Annotated in this window: 16 protein-coding genes; 6 read left to right on the top strand and 10 right to left on the bottom strand. The window is 52.7% G+C overall.

Annotated features, from left to right (window positions below; all coding sequences use genetic code 11):
- Window positions 1-40: 40 nt before the first annotated feature.
- The 5 genes from wbaP to yeaG form a co-directional block, all read right to left on the bottom strand.
- Window positions 41-1,507, bottom strand: coding sequence for an undecaprenyl-phosphate galactose phosphotransferase WbaP (wbaP, locus tag K5Y32_RS06565; protein ID WP_008110368.1), 1,467 nt, complete (start codon window positions 1,505-1,507; stop codon window positions 41-43).
- Between the two features lie 377 nt (window positions 1,508-1,884).
- A complete protein-coding gene (locus K5Y32_RS06560; RefSeq protein WP_110866277.1) occupies window positions 1,885-2,118 on the bottom strand; it encodes a DUF1480 family protein in 234 nt (77 codons plus the stop codon).
- Between the two features lie 77 nt (window positions 2,119-2,195).
- Window positions 2,196-3,923, bottom strand: a complete 1,728-nt coding sequence (locus K5Y32_RS06555) for a potassium/proton antiporter (RefSeq protein WP_101764211.1) — start codon at window positions 3,921-3,923, stop codon at window positions 2,196-2,198.
- Between the two features lie 230 nt (window positions 3,924-4,153).
- Window positions 4,154-5,431, bottom strand: coding sequence for a YeaH/YhbH family protein (locus K5Y32_RS06550; protein WP_222182295.1), 1,278 nt, complete (start codon window positions 5,429-5,431; stop codon window positions 4,154-4,156).
- 90 nt (window positions 5,432-5,521) lie between these two features.
- Window positions 5,522-7,456 carry a protein kinase YeaG gene (gene yeaG, locus K5Y32_RS06545; RefSeq protein WP_008110364.1) on the bottom strand — a complete coding sequence of 645 codons (1,935 nt, stop codon included), beginning with the start codon at window positions 7,454-7,456 and terminating at the stop codon, window positions 5,522-5,524.
- Between the two features lie 408 nt (window positions 7,457-7,864).
- Between yeaG and K5Y32_RS06540 the strand changes: the two genes are divergently transcribed.
- Window positions 7,865-8,614 (top strand): MipA/OmpV family protein, encoded by a 750-nt coding sequence (locus K5Y32_RS06540; protein ID WP_222182285.1) that lies wholly within the window; start codon window positions 7,865-7,867, stop codon window positions 8,612-8,614.
- Between the two features lie 80 nt (window positions 8,615-8,694).
- Window positions 8,695-9,546: an aldo/keto reductase gene (locus K5Y32_RS06535; protein ID WP_370635088.1), complete on the top strand. Its 852-nt coding sequence runs from the start codon at window positions 8,695-8,697 to the stop codon at window positions 9,544-9,546.
- 23 nt (window positions 9,547-9,569) lie between these two features.
- Here K5Y32_RS06535 and K5Y32_RS06530 read toward each other — a convergent pair whose 3' ends face one another.
- Together K5Y32_RS06530 and gapA are read right to left on the bottom strand one after the other, a co-directional pair.
- A complete protein-coding gene (locus tag K5Y32_RS06530; RefSeq protein WP_222182919.1) occupies window positions 9,570-10,442 on the bottom strand; it encodes a D-hexose-6-phosphate mutarotase in 873 nt (290 codons plus the stop codon).
- Between the two features lie 75 nt (window positions 10,443-10,517).
- Window positions 10,518-11,516 carry a glyceraldehyde-3-phosphate dehydrogenase gene (gene gapA, locus K5Y32_RS06525; RefSeq protein WP_007889697.1) on the bottom strand — a complete coding sequence of 333 codons (999 nt, stop codon included), beginning with the start codon at window positions 11,514-11,516 and terminating at the stop codon, window positions 10,518-10,520.
- 338 nt (window positions 11,517-11,854) lie between these two features.
- Here gapA and msrB point away from each other — a divergent pair, with 338 nt between their 5' ends.
- Window positions 11,855-12,265 (top strand): peptide-methionine (R)-S-oxide reductase MsrB, encoded by a 411-nt coding sequence (msrB, locus tag K5Y32_RS06520; RefSeq protein ID WP_110866272.1) that lies wholly within the window; start codon window positions 11,855-11,857, stop codon window positions 12,263-12,265.
- A gap of 2 nt (window positions 12,266-12,267) precedes the next feature.
- A complete protein-coding gene (locus K5Y32_RS06515; RefSeq protein ID WP_222182281.1) occupies window positions 12,268-12,549 on the top strand; it encodes a YeaC family protein in 282 nt (93 codons plus the stop codon).
- 36 nt (window positions 12,550-12,585) lie between these two features.
- On the opposite strand, the gene pncA is transcribed toward K5Y32_RS06515, so the two are convergent.
- The 3 genes from pncA to sppA form a co-directional block, all read right to left on the bottom strand.
- Window positions 12,586-13,194, bottom strand: a complete 609-nt coding sequence (gene pncA, locus K5Y32_RS06510) for a bifunctional nicotinamidase/pyrazinamidase (RefSeq protein WP_222182279.1) — start codon at window positions 13,192-13,194, stop codon at window positions 12,586-12,588.
- A gap of 15 nt (window positions 13,195-13,209) precedes the next feature.
- Entirely contained in the window at window positions 13,210-14,223 is a 1,014-nt protein-coding gene (ansA, locus tag K5Y32_RS06505; protein WP_222182277.1) for an asparaginase, read from the bottom strand.
- A gap of 85 nt (window positions 14,224-14,308) precedes the next feature.
- Complete coding sequence (gene sppA / locus K5Y32_RS06500) at window positions 14,309-16,168, bottom strand: signal peptide peptidase SppA (protein ID WP_222182275.1); 1,860 nt, start codon at window positions 16,166-16,168, stop codon at window positions 14,309-14,311.
- Window positions 16,169-16,337: 169 nt separating this feature from the next.
- Between sppA and K5Y32_RS06495 the strand changes: the two genes are divergently transcribed.
- Window positions 16,338-16,889: an NAD(P)H nitroreductase gene (locus tag K5Y32_RS06495; protein WP_110866269.1), complete on the top strand. Its 552-nt coding sequence runs from the start codon at window positions 16,338-16,340 to the stop codon at window positions 16,887-16,889.
- A 153-nt stretch (window positions 16,890-17,042) separates the two neighbouring features.
- Window positions 17,043-18,086 (top strand): selenide, water dikinase SelD, encoded by a 1,044-nt coding sequence (gene selD, locus K5Y32_RS06490; RefSeq protein WP_222182273.1) that lies wholly within the window; start codon window positions 17,043-17,045, stop codon window positions 18,084-18,086.
- Window positions 18,087-18,088: the final 2 nt, after the last annotated feature.

Below are 18,088 nucleotides of genomic sequence, written 5' to 3'. Positions count from 1 at the left end.
GCGATGCCTGCCGAAGTGCACAGACATCGCCTCGAGGGTATTAGTAAGCGCCGTCGCGACGAACCACTACGCCAGCGGTTTTGAACAGAATCGCAATGTCAGTCCATAACGCCCAGTTTTTCACGTACCAGGAATCGAAGTAGACGCGCGTATCGTAGTCAATGTCGTTACGTCCGCTGACCTGCCACAAGCCGGTCATGCCCGGTTTCGCCATCAGGTAGTAATCCACATCACCGGCATAACGCTCCAGTTCTGCTTCAATCACCGGACGCGGACCGACCAGACTCATTTCGCCACGAATGACATTCCACAACTGTGGCAGCTCATCAAGGCTGGTTTTGCGCAGGAAGTTACCAATTTTGGTCACACGCGGATCGTTTTTCAGTTTGAAATCACGGTCCCATTCGGCACGCGCTTCCTCGCTGGTCGCCAGCAGGTTTTGCAGCACTTCCTGCGAGTTGGTCACCATTGAGCGGAACTTCAGGCACTTAAACTTCACGCCATCTTGCCCAACGCGTTCATGACCATAAATCGCATTGCCGCCGTCACGTTTCACCATCGCACACAGCAGTCCAAATACCGGTCCGAGGAACAGCAGCAGCATGGATGCCACCACGATATCGAAGGTGCGTTTCAGGAAGCGCGAAGAGCGTTTCGCCAGGTTATTGCTGACGCGCAAAATCATCACTTCATGGCTGAAGATGAATGACATATCGGTGCCATACAGCGGCACGCCGCGCAGCGTTGGGATCACGGAAATTGAACGGCACTTCATTTTGGACAGGAACTTCAGCCATTTATCGCGCACCACTTGCTGCTCAAATTCGGTGGCGACGATAAATTGCGTGTTGTCACGGTCCATGGTTTGCCAGTTGATGTCTTTCCAGGTGATCACCGGAACGCCATTAACCTTCTCATGCTGTTGGTCATCATCCAGCGAGATAAACGCCTGCACGTTATAACCGAGGATCTCCTCGCTCTGCAGCGCCGCATAAGCTTCCATGGCATTTTTACCGGAACCAATGATGATGGTTTCCTTCTGCCACTGACCTGCGCGGTTGATGGCGCGTTTTACCACGGCACGCATCAGCGGCAGCAGCAGCAGAGCGTAAGTCCAGCTAAATACCCAAACCATGCGCGAGAAGTCCCATTTTGAAAAGGCAATCAACGCCAGATCAAGCAGAGAGAAGACGAACAGGGTTTTAATCACTTCTTTCAGTTCAAACCAAAACGGCTTGCGATAAGTGTAGTGACGCATACGCACCCAGAACCAGGCGGTGCAAAGAATAGAAAGGCTAAATTGGGCAATAAACCGGTATTCAATCTGCTGGGGCGGAATAAAGGTATCCAGTTCGCCCCAAATACCTTGAACGGTGGCGGCAGATAAAAACAATGCCAGATTTAATGCAATTAAATCCGAGAAACTAAGTGCGACTTTTGCGATGAGGTTTTTGCGCAGTCCGCTCCACGAGCGGGTTGCATCATTCATTATCAAAGTACTTGCCATAAAACCTGCTCTCTTTTCTTAAGTAAAAGATGGCCTGACCAGAATCAAGTACGCGCTCAGGAGTGGTCCGCTGAAAAATGGAAAGATTAATTCTTTCAGCGAGATATAAGTCAGTGCTGCCATAAGCGCTGCAAGGAAAGGACCGTTTGAGACGTGATGCACGTCACGAAAAGCTGCAGCAACGTTTAAGAGTATGCAGGAGTTATTTGACAGAGTTAATATGGAAATAGTCTGAAAAGGAAATAAATGACTAAAGAAATAATTGGCTATTTAATTGAAATGTATGGTTAAAAGTTAATTAATCGCGAATATTACGCTTCATTTTAAGACAGCTTTTCGGAATGACCGCCATTCACATCAATGGCGGCGCCAGCCAATCAGGCGGGTTTTTTTAATACCCACAGGTCCTGCTGCTTGTCATAGTGTCCGATTTGCAGATCGACAGCCTCTTCATCAATCCATGCCGGTACACTGGTATCCACATCCCAGCCGTCGAGTTGGTCACTCAGGCCGGGATTGGTATGGCAGGGAATACTGACAGTGTCGCCATTGTCACTATTGAACTCTGCATCAACGATTTCATATTGACCAATCTTCACCACGCGTCCCATTACATTCTCCCGTATTTGCTGGGTTGAATAGTGAGCATAGTCGTTCACACGCAGTTTACGAGCGATAAAGCCTCGGATTAATCCTTGTCTTCGCTGACGCGCACGCCGACCTTCACAATCTGGTTATCTTCTTTCTCTGCTACCGTCCAGGTTAACTGCTTCCATTCCACCTGATCGCCAACCACTGGCGTGCTGCCGAGCAAACTCATTACCAGCTGTCCTAGCGACTGCTGATCGTTGGTCTGTTCATCTAACTCCAACCCATAGATTTGCGCCACGTCGCGCAGGCGCGCTTCGGCATCCAGAATAAAGTCGCCGAAGAAGCGCTGATCCAGCGATACCGGCGGCGATTGGCTGAACATTTTACCTAAGGCGGGGAGATCACGTTCACGGCCAATCACACACAGCACATCGCCTTCTTTCAGGCGCGTATTGCCGTTGGGATGCATTAACGCGTTATCGCGGAACAGGGCGGCGATGCGGGTTTCGCGCGGCATCTGTAAATCACGCAGCGCTGCGCCGACGCACCATTTGTCGGCGCTCAGCTGGTAAATAAATTGTTCCCACGGATTCTCCGGATGGATATCCAGCCCAACCCGGCTAATCGGCGAGGCGGTTGGTGGCACCACCACTTTGGCGCGTTTGGCGGCATAGCCCAGCGAGGTACCTTGCAGCATCAACGACACCAACACTACAAAGAAAGCGATGTTGAAGTAGAGCTTGGCGTTCTCCAGTCCGGCCATCATCGGAAATACGGCGAGGATGATCGGCACTGCGCCACGTAAGCCCACCCAACTGATGAAGATACGTTCGCGTCCGGTGAAGCCTTTGAACGGTAACAGACCAACCAGAATCGACAGCGGGCGCGCTACCAGAATCAACCACAGCGACAGAATCATCGCCGGCACCGCGATGTGCCACAAATCGGAGGGTGTCACCAGCAAGCCCAGCACAATGAACATGCCGATTTGGCTCAGCCATGCCATGCCGTCAAAGGTTTGCAAAATACCGTGGCGGTTGCGAATCGGGCTGTTGCCCAGCAGGAAGCCGCAAAGATACACCGCCAGAATGCCGCTGCCTTCCATCACGGTGGTGAGCGCAAACACGATGATGCCGCCACTCACCGCCAGCAGCGGATATAAACCCTGCGCCAGATTGATACGGTTAATCAACTGCTGCAGCGCCCAGCCGCCGCCCAGGCCTAATACGATGCCAAGACCAAACTGCTGCACCAGATGCACCACAAACATCCAGCTCAGGCCGGACTGGCCTTGCTGAATCATGTCGATCAGCGTGATGGTGAGAAACACCGCCATCGGATCGTTGCTGCCGGATTCAATCTCCAGCGTGGAGCTGACACGTTCATTGAGGCCTTTATCACCCAGCAGCGAAAATACGGCGGCGGCATCGGTCGAACCGATAATCGCGCCAATCAGAAAGCCCTGCATCAGATCGAGCTTAAACAGCCAGGCAGCGGCAACGCCGGTTAACCCTGCGGTGATCATCACGCCAACCGTCGCCAGCGATAATGCCGGGCCGAGCGCCACCTTTAACGAAGATGCTTTGGTGCGCATGCCGCCATCAAGCAAGATGATGGCTAGAGCGAGGTTGGAGACCAGATAGGCGACGGGATAGTTATCAAACGCGATGCCACCGATACCATCAATCCCGGCCAACATGCCGAGAGCGAGGAAGATCACCAGAATCGGAATGCCAAGGCGTGAGGAAAAGGAACTGAGCAAAATACTTGCTGCTACCAGCACGGACCCAATAATGAACAAACTGTAAATCATGCTGGTATTCAACGGCGTTCTCCTGCGGTGGGGCAAAAAAGACAAACTGCGGGCGATTCACACAGACAAGGTGGAAAGATAATGCCTTATCAATAGCTTGTCAGCGCTTAATTGCACATTTTTTCATTCTGTGGGGCCGCATCCCATACACAGCTAAATTTGTATGAAAAAACAACAGGAAATGGCGCGAAGTGAGTGGGGCTGCTGCAAAGAAAAAGCCGGTCAGTGACCGGCTTATGGACTCAGGCTTCTGCAGCCTGTTTGTGGAAAAGTTCTCTAAATACCGGATAGATGTCTTCTGGCTCGCGAATATGTTGGATTGCGAAGTTATCAAACATCGCCTGCAGATGTTCATACTCGCGCCACAAGGTCTGGTGCGCGCGACGCGTAATCTCGATGTAGCTGTAATAACGCACAACCGGCAGAATATGTTTGGCTAAGATCTCGTGGCAGAGCGGTGAATCATCGGCCCAGTTATCACCATCCGACGCTTGCGCCGCATAGATGTTCCACTGTGACGGGTCATAACGCTCTTTAACCACTTCATCCATCAACTTCAGTGCACTGGAAACAATGGTGCCGCCCGTTTCCTGCGAGTAGAAGAACTCCTGTTCGTCGACCTCTTTCGCCTGAGTGTGATGGCGAATATAAACCACGTCGACGTTCTTGTAAGTACGGCTCAGGAACAGATACAGCAGAATGTAGAAACGCTTCGCCATATCTTTGGTGGCTTGATCCATCGAACCAGACACGTCCATCAGGCAGAACATCACGGCCTGGCTGGAAGGTTCTGGTCGCTTCTCGAAGTTTTTGTAGCGCAGGTCAAAGGTATCGATAAACGGTACGCGGTCGATGCGCGCGCGCAACTCAGCGATCTCTTTACGTAAACGCTCCTCTTCCAGTAACTGCGCCGGTTCGCTGTTTTCCACTTCGGATAGCGTAGCTTCCAGTTCGTTTAACATGCGGCGTTTACCCGCCGTCATCGCCGTACGACGAGCCAGCGAGTTCTGCAGCGAGCGCACCACACTGATATTAGCCGGCGTACCGTTTGAGGTGTAGCCCGCGCGATGGGTTTTGTACTCGTTTAACTGCCGATGTTGATTCTTACGCAGGTTCGGCAACGCCAAATCTTCGAACAGAAGATCGAGATATTCATCTTTAGATATCTGGAAGCTGAATTCGTCCTGGCCTTCACCATCCTGACTGGCGTTGCCTTGGCCGCTACCGCCGCTGCCGCCGCCACCTTGCGGACGTTCAATGCGATCGTTTTGCACGAAATGGTCATTCCCAGGATGCACGCGATGGCGACTGCCGCCGCGGCCCTGATGGAAGCTCGGTTCGTTGATATCGTCAATTGGAATCGAGACCGATTCGCCGCTCTCGACATCGGTCACCGAACGCTTGTTGATGGCCTCGGAGATCGATTGCTTAATTTGCGACTTGTAACGGCGCAGAAAGCGCTGCCGATTTACGGCGCTTTTGTTCTTACCGTTGAGACGCCGATCGATAAAATAGGCCATAAAAATCCCCCAAACTGCATTGCAAGCTTAGGCCGGGAAACCCGGCCTCCTGTTGCAGCACCGTAGCGCCGCAACGCTTACAGATAACGATTATGAAGATTTACGCACGCGCAGATACCACTCGCACAGCAGGCGTACTTGCTTGCGGGTATAGCCTTTTTCCATCATGCGATCGACAAAATCATCGTGTTTTTTCTGCTCGTCCGTTGAGGTTTTGGTATTGAACGAAATCACCGGCAGCAACTCTTCGGTGTTCGAGAACATTTTCTTCTCAATGACCGTGCGCAGTTTTTCGTAGCTGGTCCAGTTCGGATTGCGTCCGCTATTCTGCGCACGGGCACGCAGCACAAAGTTGACAATCTCGTTACGGAAATCTTTCGGGTTACTGATCCCGGCAGGTTTCTCGATCTTTTCCAGCTCGGCGTTCAGCGATTCGCGGTCAAACAGCTGTCCGGTGTCGGGATCGCGGTACTCTTGATCCTGAATCCAGAAATCAGCGTAGGTAACGTAGCGATCAAAGATGTTTTGACCGTATTCCGAGTAGGACTCCAGATACGCGGTCTGAATCTCTTTACCGATAAATTCGGCGTATTTTGGAATCAAATAGCCTTTCAGGTGCTCCAGATACTTCTCGGCTTGATCCTGAGGGAACTGCTCGCGCTCAATTTGCTGCTCCAGTACGTAGAACAGATGCACCGGGTTGGCCGCTACTTCGGCATGGTCGAAGTTAAACACGCGCGACAGGATTTTAAACGCGAAGCGGGTTGAAAGACCGTTCATGCCCTCATCAACGCCCGCGTAATCGTGATACTCCTGCCAGGATTTGGCTTTTGGATCGGTATCTTTCAGGCTTTCGCCATCATAGACGCGCATTTTGGAGTAGATGCTGGAGTTTTCCGGCTCTTTCAAACGCGACAGAATCGAGAAACGGGCCAGGGTTTCCAGCGTGCCCGGCGCGCATGGCGCAGTGGTCAACTCACTGTGATCCAACAGTTTGTTGTAGATCTTGATCTCTTCGGAAACGCGTAGGCAATAAGGCACTTTGACGATGTAAACACGGTCGAGGAAGGCCTCATTGTTTTTGTTATTACGGAAGGTGACCCATTCTGATTCGTTAGAGTGCGCCAGAATGATGCCGTTGAACGGCAGGGCAGAAATCCCTTCGGTACCGTTGTAGTTACCTTCCTGCGTGGCGGTCAGCAGCGGATGCAGCACTTTAATCGGTGCTTTAAACATCTCAACGAATTCCATCACGCCTTGGTTTGCGCGGCAAAGGGCACCTGAATAGCCGTATGCGTCAGGATCGTTTTGCGCGTGATTTTCCAGTTTACGGATATCCACTTTGCCGACCAACGCAGAAATATCCTGGTTGTTCTCATCGCCTGGTTCTGTTTTGGCAATTGCTACCTGCTCCAGAATTGACGGCCACACTTTCACCACTTTGAAGCGGGTGATATCGCCGCCAAACTCATGCAGGCGTTTCGCCGCCCAGGGCGACATGATGGTGCCCAGATAACGCCGTGGCACGCCATACTCTTTTTCCAGAATATTGGCGTCTTCCTGCGGGTTAAACAGGCAGAGCGGATGATCGTTTACCGGGCTGCGCTCGCCGTCGGCGCTCAGCACATAGATCGGCACTCGCTGCATCAGCGCTTTCAGGCGCTCGGCCAATGAGGATTTACCGCCACCCACCGGGCCCAGTAAGTAAAGGATCTGTTTCTTCTCTTCCAAACCCTGCGCGGCGTGTTTCAGGTAGGAGACGATTTGCTCAATCGCTTCCTCCATACCGTAAAACTCTTCGAAGGCCGGGTAGCGTCCCATGACTCGGTTGGAAAAGATTCGGGAAAGGCGAGGCTCTTGCGCAGTGTCAACCATCACCGGCTCACCGATGGCCATTAATAGTCGCTCGGCAGCGTTGGCGTATGCACTGCGATCCTGTTTACAGATGGCGAGGAATTCCTGCAATGAGAACTCTTCGTCCTTGGCAGCTTCATAACGCTGACGATAGTGATCGAATATATTCATAGCGATGCCCGTCCTTTCGTTTTTAGCACAGGTAAAGGAGCGTAATAAAAGTTTGTAGCAGCTCCCGGAAGATATTCTTTATTGAGTACAGCAACCCTTATGCCAACCTGACGTTTTTTTATCGGGATACACAATTCTTATGGTTACTCTGCTCGTACAAAAAAGTCTCGTCTTACATTTAACTGTAGAAGGCATTCAGAAAACCTGCAGCCACTTTTCTCCTTATTCAGCGATATATCAATAACAAAGTCTCATAAGCACTGAGGCAATCAACCTAAGCCGTGAGAGCGATGAAGCTACTGAGAATATTTCGCTATGCTGATTAGAGAGCATCATTAAACGTTAACCGATAGCAAAAATTTGGTTAGACTCTGCGTGTGATTGTTATATTAATGGACTGAATAAATTGTGAACCAATTCAAACTTAAAGCGCTTGCTCTGGCTGTACCTTGTTATTTTGCGGCGTTCGGCACTCATGCAGAACCCTTATCTCTTGGCGCTTCGGTGATTTATGCGCAGTCACCTTATCGGGGCGGACAAGACCGCTATCTGCCGATTCCGGTGATTAATTATGAAGGTGAAAACTTCTGGTTCCGTAGCCTGCAAGGCGGCTATTACCTGTGGAAAGACCCGCAGAATCAGCTGTCGCTGACGGTGCTGGGATCGCCGCAGCAGTACGATCCGAAAGACAACGATTTGGGTGACATGAAAGCGCTGGATAAGCGCCGTATGACGCTGATGGCCGGCGCCAACTATCGCCATGTTGCCGATTGGGGTATCGTGCGCACCGCTCTGCTGGGTGATGTGCTCAATAACAGCAATGGGTTAATCTGGGATCTCACCTATCTATATCGCTTTGATTTCGGCGCATTCAGCCTGACGCCGGGCATTGGTGCCATGTGGAACAGCGCCAATCAGAACCGTTATTACTACGGTGTTTCATCCCATGAAAGTGCGCGAACCGGCATCGCTGAGTATCATCCAGACGACAGCTGGTCGCCGTATGTCGAGATGAATGCCAGCTACCAAATCAGCCAAAGCTGGAACGCCAGCTTGTCTGGTCGTTACACGCGCTTCGACAGCGAAATCAAAGACAGCCCGATGGTCGATAAGAGTGGCCAGTTCACACTCTGGACCGGCATCAGTTACAGCTTCTGACGATTAAATAAACGCCTCGTAATGAGGCGTTTTTCTTACATTGCACCAATTCAGAGCCCCATTTCAGCGCAACAGGAGGAGTGATGAAGACTATCCAATTTCACGGTGAATCAGCTTTACCCGCTATTGGCCAGGGAACCTGGTATATGGGTGAAAATGAAGCGCTGCGCAGCCAGGAAGTGGCGGCACTGCAGGCGGGATTAGATCTTGGACTCAAGGTTATCGACACGGCAGAAATGTATGCGGAAGGCGCTGCCGAAGAGGTGGTCGGCGAAGCGTTACGCGGCCGTCGCGATCAAGCCTGGCTGGTATCGAAGGTGTATCCCTGGAATGCCGGTGAAGTCGATGCTATCAAGGCCTGCGAGAGCAGTCTGCGTCGTCTGCAAACCGATTACCTCGATCTCTACCTGCTGCACTGGCGTGGCAATGTGCCCTTGGAAGAAACCATTCGCGCGATGGAATCCTTGCAGCAGCAGGGCAAAATCCGCCACTGGGGCGTCTCGAACTTTGACCATGACGATATGCTGGAACTGTGGAATGAGCCCGGCGGCAAGGCCTGTTTAACTAATCAGGTGCTGTACCACTTAGCGTCGCGGGGGATTGAGTATGATCTGTTGCCGCAGTGTCAGCAGCGCGAGATGCCGATTATGGCCTATTGCCCGTTAGCGCAGGCTGGACGACTGCGACAAGCGCTGTTTGACGATGCGCATCTTCAACAGATTGCACAACAGAAGGGCATCAGCGTGGCGCAAGTGCTATTGGCTTGGGTGATCCGTCAACAAGGTGTTTTGGCCATTCCTAAAGCCAGCAGCGTTGCACATGTGCAGCAAAACGCGGCCGCGCTTAGCATCAATCTGACTAATGAAGAGCTGAGCATCATTGAACGGGCGTTTCCTGCGCCTCAATCTAAAACTTCATTAGATGTGGTTTAGCGGCGCAACGGCGCCGCATCTTATTACTTATTAACGATACGAATTGTGGTACCCAAACGCGCAGGGGATTCACCCGCGCTTTTTAACGGCTTGCTAATGCGCGCCGTTTCCACGCACACCATGGTTTTATAGCCTTCATTTGGCATGTCCCCCATGCTGCATGATAACTCCGGACCTGGATTCCACGTGACAACGTCACTCTGATAGTGGTGATAGACTTCAATCTGGCGTTTGCCCGCTTTATCGTGAATCACGCTGCAATCATCCGCCGCGGTGTGAATACGATCCACGCGGTTTGGATAGGTCTGCTTGCCGTCTGATGCGCCAACCGCATTATCGTTAACCTTATCGATAAAGCTGTTACCCAATCCGCTCACTTCGACCTGCGCGATATCCGCAATTCGGAAGTAGCTGTGCAGCGCTGCGGTGGCTTCATAGTCGCCGTAGGCTTCCAGCTCAATTTCACAATGCTCAGCAATCCGGAAGCGAGCAAGCAGGGTGAAATCGTGCGGCCAGAGCTTTTTGGTTTGTGCGTTGCTTTCCAGCGTAAAAGTCAGCATTACCGCATCTTCGTTTTCGTCATGGGCGGTCAGCGTCCACGGCATATTGCGTGCAAAACCGTGCGCCGGTTCACCTGCCGGACCGAACCACGGCCAGCAAATAGGTATGCCGCCGCGGATTGCTTTACCTGTGGTAAACGGGGTTTTTTCACTGAGCCAAATCACCGGTTTTTGGCCGCTAGGCTGCCACGAAAGCAGATGCGCACCTTGCAGGGCAATCGCCGCTCGCACTTTAGGATGGCTAATCACCACAATCGGCAAATCACCCTGCTGGCGCTGTGACAGATAAGGGGTGATTTGATTCACTACCGGAAGGGTATAAAGCGTATCTTGCATGGTCATACCTTCTCTTTTATCCAGTCGAAAAAAAGGGGCGACCGAAGTCACCCCTTGTCTGTGTAGCCGGTTAGCTTACTTAGAAGCAACCAGTGCAATCAGATCGAGAACTTTATGTGAGTAGCCAGTTTCGTTATCGTACCAGGAAACCAGTTTCACGAAGTTGTCATTCAGAGCGATACCTGCTTTAGCATCGAATACTGAAGTCAGGGTTTCGCCGTTGAAGTCGGTAGAAACCACGTCGTCTTCAATGTAGCCCAGAACGCCTTTCATTTTGCCTTCTGACTCAGCTTTGATCACTGCACAAATTTCTTTGTAAGTCGCTGGTTTTTCCAGGCGAACAGTCAGGTCAACAACAGACACGTTTGGAGTAGGAACGCGGAACGCCATACCGGTCAGTTTGCCGTTCAGCTCTGGCAGAACAACGCCAACTGCTTTAGCTGCACCGGTAGAAGATGGGATGATGTTCTGCGCTGCGCCACGGCCGCCGCGCCAGTCTTTGTGAGACGGGCCATCAACGGTTTTCTGAGTAGCGGTAGTCGCGTGAACGGTGGTCATCAGACCTTCAACGATACCGAAGTTGTCGTTGATAACTTTAGCCAGTGGAGCCAGGCAGTTAGTGGTGCAAGACGCGTTAGAAACGATGTCCTGACCAGCATATTTGTCAAAGTTAGCGCCACGTACGAACATCGGGGTGCTGTCTTTAGATGGACCAGTCAGAACCACTTTCTTCGCGCCAGCGGTGATGTGTTTACGTGCAGTTTCGTCGGTCAGGAAGATACCGGTCGCTTCAGCAACAACGTCAACACCCACTTCGTCCCACTTCAGGTTAGCCGGGTCTTTCTCAGCGGTAACACGGATTTTCTTACCGTTAACAATCAGTGCACCGTCTTTCACTTCTACAGTGCCGTCAAAACGACCGTGAGTAGAGTCATACTTCAGCATGTATGCCATGTAATCGGCGTCGAGCAGATCGTTGATCGCGACGATTTCGATGTCAGAACGCTGCTGCGCAGCACGGAAAACGATGCGACCGATACGGCCAAAACCGTTAATACCTACTTTGATAGTCATATATTCCACCAGCTATTTGTTAGTGAATAAAAGGTTGGCTGTAAAATTACAAAAACCTTACCAAGCGTCAAGCGGAATCGTGTCAATTGTTGCGACAGGTCAATTCCAACACCAGGAATAATTCGTTGCGCAATCGCTTACGCAGCACCCTTATTGCGCGCCTATGTTACGCCGAATGCGGGCTGAAAAGGGATGACTTTTACAAAGGGTGATCGCCATCACAAAATCGTGCTGTGGAACAGATGTCGGAGGCGTTAGCACGAAAAAAGACCCGATAGATGTTGTACGTTTGTTAGAATACTAGTCGATTTTTTCAGAATGACACTCCGGAACTCAAAATGGCTAAAGACACCGCACCCGACGCAAAAATTGCGCAGCTTTCCGAAATGCAGCGCTATGTCACTCAGCATCGTGGAACGGAGCCCCCTTTCTCGGGCGCCTTGCTGCACAACAAGCAGGAAGGGATTTACCACTGCTTAGTTTGTAATTCGCCGCTGTTTCTCTCCGAAACCAAATACGATTCAGGCTGTGGCTGGCCAAGTTTCTATCAGCCTTTCAGTGACGACGCTATCCGCTATCTGGAAGATGATTCACACGGCATGCACCGGGTTGAGATTCGCTGTGGCAACTGTGATGCGCATTTGGGACATGTGTTCCCGGATGGCCCACAGCCGAGCGGCGAGCGCTACTGCGTGAACTCCGCCTCGCTAAATTTCACTGATGAGCAGGGCAATCAGCAAGAGGGCTAAGCATGAAACAGGAACTGGAAGCGATGCTGGAGGCGCTGACGCCGGAAGTATACGAGCGACTCTCCACGGCGGTTGAAATCGGTAAATGGCCAGATGGCGTCGCGCTGACGCCAGAGCAGAAAGAGAATTGTCTGCAGCTGGTGATGTTATGGCAGGCTCGCCACAATGACGATCCGCAACATATGACCATCAGCAAAGGTGGGGATATGGTGATGAAATCGAAGAAACAGCTTAAAGAAGAGTTCGGCATTGAGCCCGAAGTCACGCGCATCAACCTGCACTAACAATCAAAAGGGCTGGTTCTCACCAGCCCCTAATTTTCAGATTAATACCGCACCTTGTGCTTCCATCTGAGCGAAAGCAATTTCACTGTCATCCGGATTCAGGTTCACACCGCGGCAGCCCTCTTTAACCACCTCCACGTTGTAACCTAACTCCAGCGCATCCAGCACGCTGTATTTGACGCAGTAATCGGTCGCAATACCCAACATCACTAAATCGTTAATGCCGCGCTCGCGCAGCCAACTGTCGAGTTCTGTCTTGCGTCGATGGCCGTTATCGAAGAAGGCGCTGTAGCTATCCACCTCAACATCGCCCCCTTTATGAAACACGGCATCAATCAGAGAGCGATCGAGATCGGGATGAAAATCCGCCCCGACAGAATTCTCAATACCGTGATCGGGCCACCAGATCTGCGCTAAACCGTTTAATTCGCCAAGCGTGTAGACCGGCTCGCCGGAGATCGAGGCGAAGCTGCCGTGATTGGCTGGATGCCAGTCTTGCAATGCCACCACACATTCACCCCGATCGTGAAACTCACGCGCAAATCGATTGGCGACGGCAACCGTTTGGTCACCTTCACGCACCGCCATTGGGCCGCCGGGGCAAAAATCGTTCTGAATATCGATGATTATCAATGCCCGCTTCATTGGTTTCGCTCCGTATCAATCTTCGGTCAGTTCGCCGCGTAAATTCTGCTGCATTTTGGCACGAATTTCCGCGCTGGTAAGGTTCTGACTCAATAAAAAATGCAGTTTGGTTAATGTGGCCTCAACGGTGAGATCAAAACCGCTGATCACACCCGCATGCTCAAGCGCATTGCCGGTGGCATAGCCGCCCATATTCACTTTGCCGGACATACACTGCGTCAGATTCACCACCACAATGCCGCGATCGCTGGCCTGTTGCAGTTCCGAGAGAAACTCAGCATTTTGCGGCGCGTTGCCAACGCCGTAAGAGCGCAGGATCAAGGCTTTCACCGGTTGACGCAGGAAATTACCCACCACGTCGGCAGAGATACCCGGATAAATCGTTACCACGCCAATCGGCTGTGGTGTTATCGGATGCACAATCAGCTCGCCGTGACCTTGCGGTGCGGGCGGGGTGTTTAACCGGCGGATATGAATCCCCGCTTCCAGCAAGGGCGCCAGGTTTGGCGATGCGAAGGCATTAAAGCCGTCAGCATGTGCCTTAGTGGTACGGTTGCCGCGGAACAGCGTGTTATTGAAAAACAGGGCAACTTCACTGATCGGATAATTGGCCGCCACATACAGCGAGTTCAGCAGGTTTTGCTGCCCATCAGAACGCAATTCTGCCAGGGGAATTTGCGAGCCGGTGACAATCACCGGCTTAGCGAGGTTCTCCAGCATAAAGGAGAGCGCCGAAGCGGTGAAGGCCATGGTGTCGGTACCATGCAAAATCACAAAGCCATCGTAGCGATCGTAGTTTTGCTTAATATCGTTCGCAATCGATTGCCAATCCTGCGGCGTCATGTCCGAGGAATCCATCAGCGGCTGATACTCATGGATGGTGAAATCCGGCATTTCAGGCCGATGGAATTCGGGCATGTTTGCCAGCTGCTGTTGCAGATGACCCGATACCGGAATGTAGCCCTGCGAAGAGCGCTGCATCCCGATGGTGCCGCCGGTGTAGGCTACGTAGATATTTTTCTTTTGCATGAAGGAACTCAGACTTGCCGTAAAACGCGCAGTATAAGGGGATTGCGAACGAAAAGCAGCCCGACCAGCGGCCGGGCTGTAAAGATTAGCGTACGTTGCCGCAGTTCAGGCAGAAAGCGTAGCGATTTTGCGGATCGTTGAGGTTATTCAATAAGCCAGGTTGCTGTTTCATTGCGCTCATTACGTCCAGCATTGGCGCAGGCAGCCAGACTTTCAGCGCAGCCGGCAACACCGCCTGAACCGACGCGTTCATCTGATTCAGCAGCAGATCGATCATGCCCGGATCGTCCTGATACCAGCTCAACTCCGGCTTAGCGACTTTCGCCAGCTCAGCAGCTTTCGCCACGGCATCGTCAAAGTCACCCAACGCATCGACCAAACCATTGGCTTTCGCATCGCTACCGGTCCAGACGTGACCCTGCGCAATCGCATTGATTTCCTCAGGCGTTTTGTGACGCGAGGTTGCCACCAGGCCCACGAAATTACGATAGCCGTTCTCAATGGTCAGCTGCATCAGCTGCTGCACTTCGGTTGGCAGCGCTTTGGTGGTGGCGACGGCCGCCAGCGGTGATGTGGCAACGCCGTCAGTATGCACACCCACCGAACTCAGGCTGTTTTCAACGGTGTTAATCACGCCAAAGATACCGATGGAACCGGTCAGCGTGCTGGGTGCCGCCACGATGTAATCAGCTGGCGTTGAAATCCAGTAACCGCCCGAAGCCGCCATGCCGCCCATCGAGACCACCACCGGTTTACCCGCATCGTGGGCTGCCGCCAGCTCTTCACGAATGGCTTCAGATGCCGTGACGCTGCCGCCTGGGCTGTTGACACGCAACACAATGGCTTTAATTTTAGGATCCAGACGCGCATCGCGGATTTGCGACGCCGTGGTATCACCGCCGACGTTTCCGGCGCTCTCTTCACCGTCCATAATCGCACCGCTGGCGAGGATCACGGCGATATTGCCATCATGACTCTGCGGCGGCTGTTTAACGGTGTAATCGTAGATACTGACGCTACGGTAATCGTTATTCGCCTTATCCCAGCCGAAGGTCTTTACCAGTTCCTGATCGGCGGCTGCTCGCGTATCCAGCACATCCACTAACTTATTGTTCAGCGCATATTTCGCGGTATCACCTTGCACCGCTTGCAGGCCGCTAATGATGCCGGCTGCACCTGGGAACAGCTGTTCTGGTGTGATCTGACGATTGGCTGCCACAGTATTCAGGTAATTCTGCCATAGCTGGCCAATCCAGCGCCCATCAGCGTCGCGTGCTTCTGGTGACATATCGTCACGCAGGAACGGCTCAACCGCAGATTTATAAGTGCCTACGCGGAAGACATGCGAATTAACTTTCAGCTTTTCCAGCAAAGTCTTGTAGTACAGGCCGTTGGTGGCGAAACCGTGCAGATCGACCGTGCCCTGAGGTGAGAGATACACCTTGTTGGCGTAACTGGCGATGTAGTATTGCGCCTGGCTGTAACTGTCGCCGACTGCATAAATAGGTTTGCCGGCGTCACGGAATTCGCGCAGTGCTTTACCCACATATTGCAGCGAAGGTTGATCGCCACCAGCAAAGTCACGCAGCTCCAGCACGATGCCAGTGATGTTTTTATCAGTTTTTGCCTGGCGGATCGCATCGACGACATCGAACAGGGAATTCTCCTGCAGGCGATCGCTATTGGCGCCCAACAGTTGACGGCTGATACGACTCAGACGATTGCTGACGGAAGGTTTATCGACCAGCACTCCGCTCAGATCGATTTTCAATGCGCCTTGCTGTACAGGTTCACTGCTATTGGAACTGGAAACCTGCAGCCAAATCCCGACGCCCGCCAGGATCAAAACAATAAGAAATAAATTAAGAATAAATTCCCGAATAAAATTCAGTACCCGCCAGGTCCAGCGGAACAGACCGGAAATAATTCGCCACAAAGTGCGCATAAACTCTCCATATTCACGTAGCAGGGCAGCCAGCACGCGGTCTGCCCCGATGTCGGGTTCATCCTAAAGAGCGGCGTGCGAAAAGTCAGCAGGAAATCGCGCCAGACTGTTACAAAAGATCGTGCTGTGCCAGGATTAGTCCACGCTTTTTATTCACGGGAGAAGAATAATGGATGCATTGGATTTATTAGTTAATCGCCGCTCGGCGTCTCGTCTGGCAGAACCGGCTCCGGCAGGTGAAGCGTTGCAAAATATTCTGCACGCCGCGATGCGCGCCCCCGATCACGGTACGCTGCAGCCATGGCGTTTCATTATTGTCGAAAATGAGGGGCGCGAGCGCTTTGCTAACTTGCTGGAACAGGCCGCGCGTGACAGCAATCTTGAGCAGAAGGCGATTGACAAAGCAGCCTCCGCGCCTTATCGCGCGCCGATGATCATCACCGTGGTGGCGCATTGTGAAGAGAACGCCAAAGTGCCGCAGTGGGAGCAACTGGCGTCTGCCAGCTGTGCAGTGATGGCGATGCAGATGGCCGCCGTGGCGCAAGGTTTTAATGGCATCTGGCGCAGCGGTCCGTGGACCGATCATCCGTCCGTGCGCGAAGCCTTTGGCTGCCGCGAGCAAGATGCGATTGTTGGTTTCCTCTATCTCGGCACGCCACAGTTGAAAGCCAACACCACCGTGGTTGCGCCGGACACCGCGCAGTTTGTCAGTTATTTCTGACAGACAATGCTGGACTTTTGCGGCAGGTTAGGCGCCGTTGCAAAGATTGCACAGAGCCTGTGCGAAAGATCGAGGTTAGGTCGTGCAACACTTACTCCCAACTGACAGCCAGGCTAACATAGCGCCTTCTGTTCATCGCATAAGGAAGTCGCCATGAGTGAACCTGTTCGTTTAACGCAATACAGCCACGGTGCGGGTTGTGGGTGCAAGATTTCGCCGCAAGTGTTGGAAACCATTCTGCGCAGTGAGCTCAGTCCGTTTCACGATCCGCAACTGCTGGTTGGCAATGAAACGCGTGATGATGCTGCAGTCTACGATCTCGGCAACGGTACTGCGGTGGTAAGCACCACCGACTTCTTTATGCCGATCGTCGACGATCCTTTTACCTTTGGTCGTATCGCCGCCACTAACGCCATCAGCGATATCTACGCCATGGGCGGGAAACCAATCATGGCGATCGCTATATTAGGCTGGCCGGTGAATCTACTGAGTCCGGAAGTGGCGCAGCAGGTGGTCGAGGGCGGGCGTGCCGCTTGTCAGGCGGCGGGAATCGCCCTGGCGGGCGGCCATTCGATTGATGCGCCAGAGCCGATCTTCGGCCTGGCCGCAACCGGTATCGTCGATGTGGCACGGGTGAAAAAGAACAGCGCGGCGCAGGCCGGTTGTCAGCTTTTCCTCACCAAACCATTAGGCATTGGCATTCTCACTACCGCGGAGAAAAAAGGCCTGCTGCGGCCTGAACACCAGTCGCTGGCCGCCGACGTAATGTGCCAGCTGAATAAGGCCGGAGCGGAGTTCGCCAAACTGGCGGGCATCAGCGCGATGACCGATGTCACCGGTTTTGGCTTGCTCGGCCATTTAAGTGAAATCTGCCAGGGTTCAGGATTGCGTGCCGAAGTGATTGCAGCGCAGGTACCGCGCCTGGCGGGCGTCGATGACTATATCGCTGCGGGAGCGGTGCCCGGTGGCACCAGCCGCAACTTCGCCAGCTATGGCGAGCAGGTTTCACCCTTAGATGACGCCACCCGCGCGTTGCTGTGCGATCCACAAACCTCCGGTGGTCTGCTGGTGGCGGTTCAACCCAGCGCCATTGAGGCATTCCAGCGCTGCGCCTCTGCAGCAGGCGTGCAAGCAACGTCTATTGGCGAACTGTTTGCCGCTAGAGCCGATCGTCCACTGATTACCGTAGTTACCTGACG

It is taken from the genome of Pantoea sp. DY-15 (assembly GCF_019795935.1).
Classification (GTDB): domain Bacteria; phylum Pseudomonadota; class Gammaproteobacteria; order Enterobacterales; family Enterobacteriaceae; genus Pantoea; species Pantoea leporis.
Note: the sequence above shows the minus strand (reverse complement) of the source record. Positions and strands in the feature narration are given on the sequence as shown.

Coding starts and splice junctions, on each gene's coding strand:
- ansA (WP_222182277.1), bottom strand. CDS start 14,223: ATGCAAAAGAAAAATATCTACGTAGCCTACACCGGCGGCACCATCGGG.
- selD (WP_222182273.1), top strand. CDS start 17,043: ATGAGTGAACCTGTTCGTTTAACGCAATACAGCCACGGTGCGGGTTGT.
- yeaG (WP_008110364.1), bottom strand. CDS start 7,456: ATGAATATATTCGATCACTATCGTCAGCGTTATGAAGCTGCCAAGGAC.
- pncA (WP_222182279.1), bottom strand. CDS start 13,194: ATGAAGCGGGCATTGATAATCATCGATATTCAGAACGATTTTTGCCCC.
- msrB (WP_110866272.1), top strand. CDS start 11,855: ATGGCTAAAGACACCGCACCCGACGCAAAAATTGCGCAGCTTTCCGAA.
- wbaP (WP_008110368.1), bottom strand. CDS start 1,507: ATGGCAAGTACTTTGATAATGAATGATGCAACCCGCTCGTGGAGCGGA.
- K5Y32_RS06530 (WP_222182919.1), bottom strand. CDS start 10,442: ATGCAAGATACGCTTTATACCCTTCCGGTAGTGAATCAAATCACCCCT.
- K5Y32_RS06515 (WP_222182281.1), top strand. CDS start 12,268: ATGAAACAGGAACTGGAAGCGATGCTGGAGGCGCTGACGCCGGAAGTA.
- K5Y32_RS06560 (WP_110866277.1), bottom strand. CDS start 2,118: ATGGGACGCGTGGTGAAGATTGGTCAATATGAAATCGTTGATGCAGAG.
- K5Y32_RS06495 (WP_110866269.1), top strand. CDS start 16,338: ATGGATGCATTGGATTTATTAGTTAATCGCCGCTCGGCGTCTCGTCTG.
- gapA (WP_007889697.1), bottom strand. CDS start 11,516: ATGACTATCAAAGTAGGTATTAACGGTTTTGGCCGTATCGGTCGCATC.
- sppA (WP_222182275.1), bottom strand. CDS start 16,168: ATGCGCACTTTGTGGCGAATTATTTCCGGTCTGTTCCGCTGGACCTGG.
- K5Y32_RS06550 (WP_222182295.1), bottom strand. CDS start 5,431: ATGGCCTATTTTATCGATCGGCGTCTCAACGGTAAGAACAAAAGCGCC.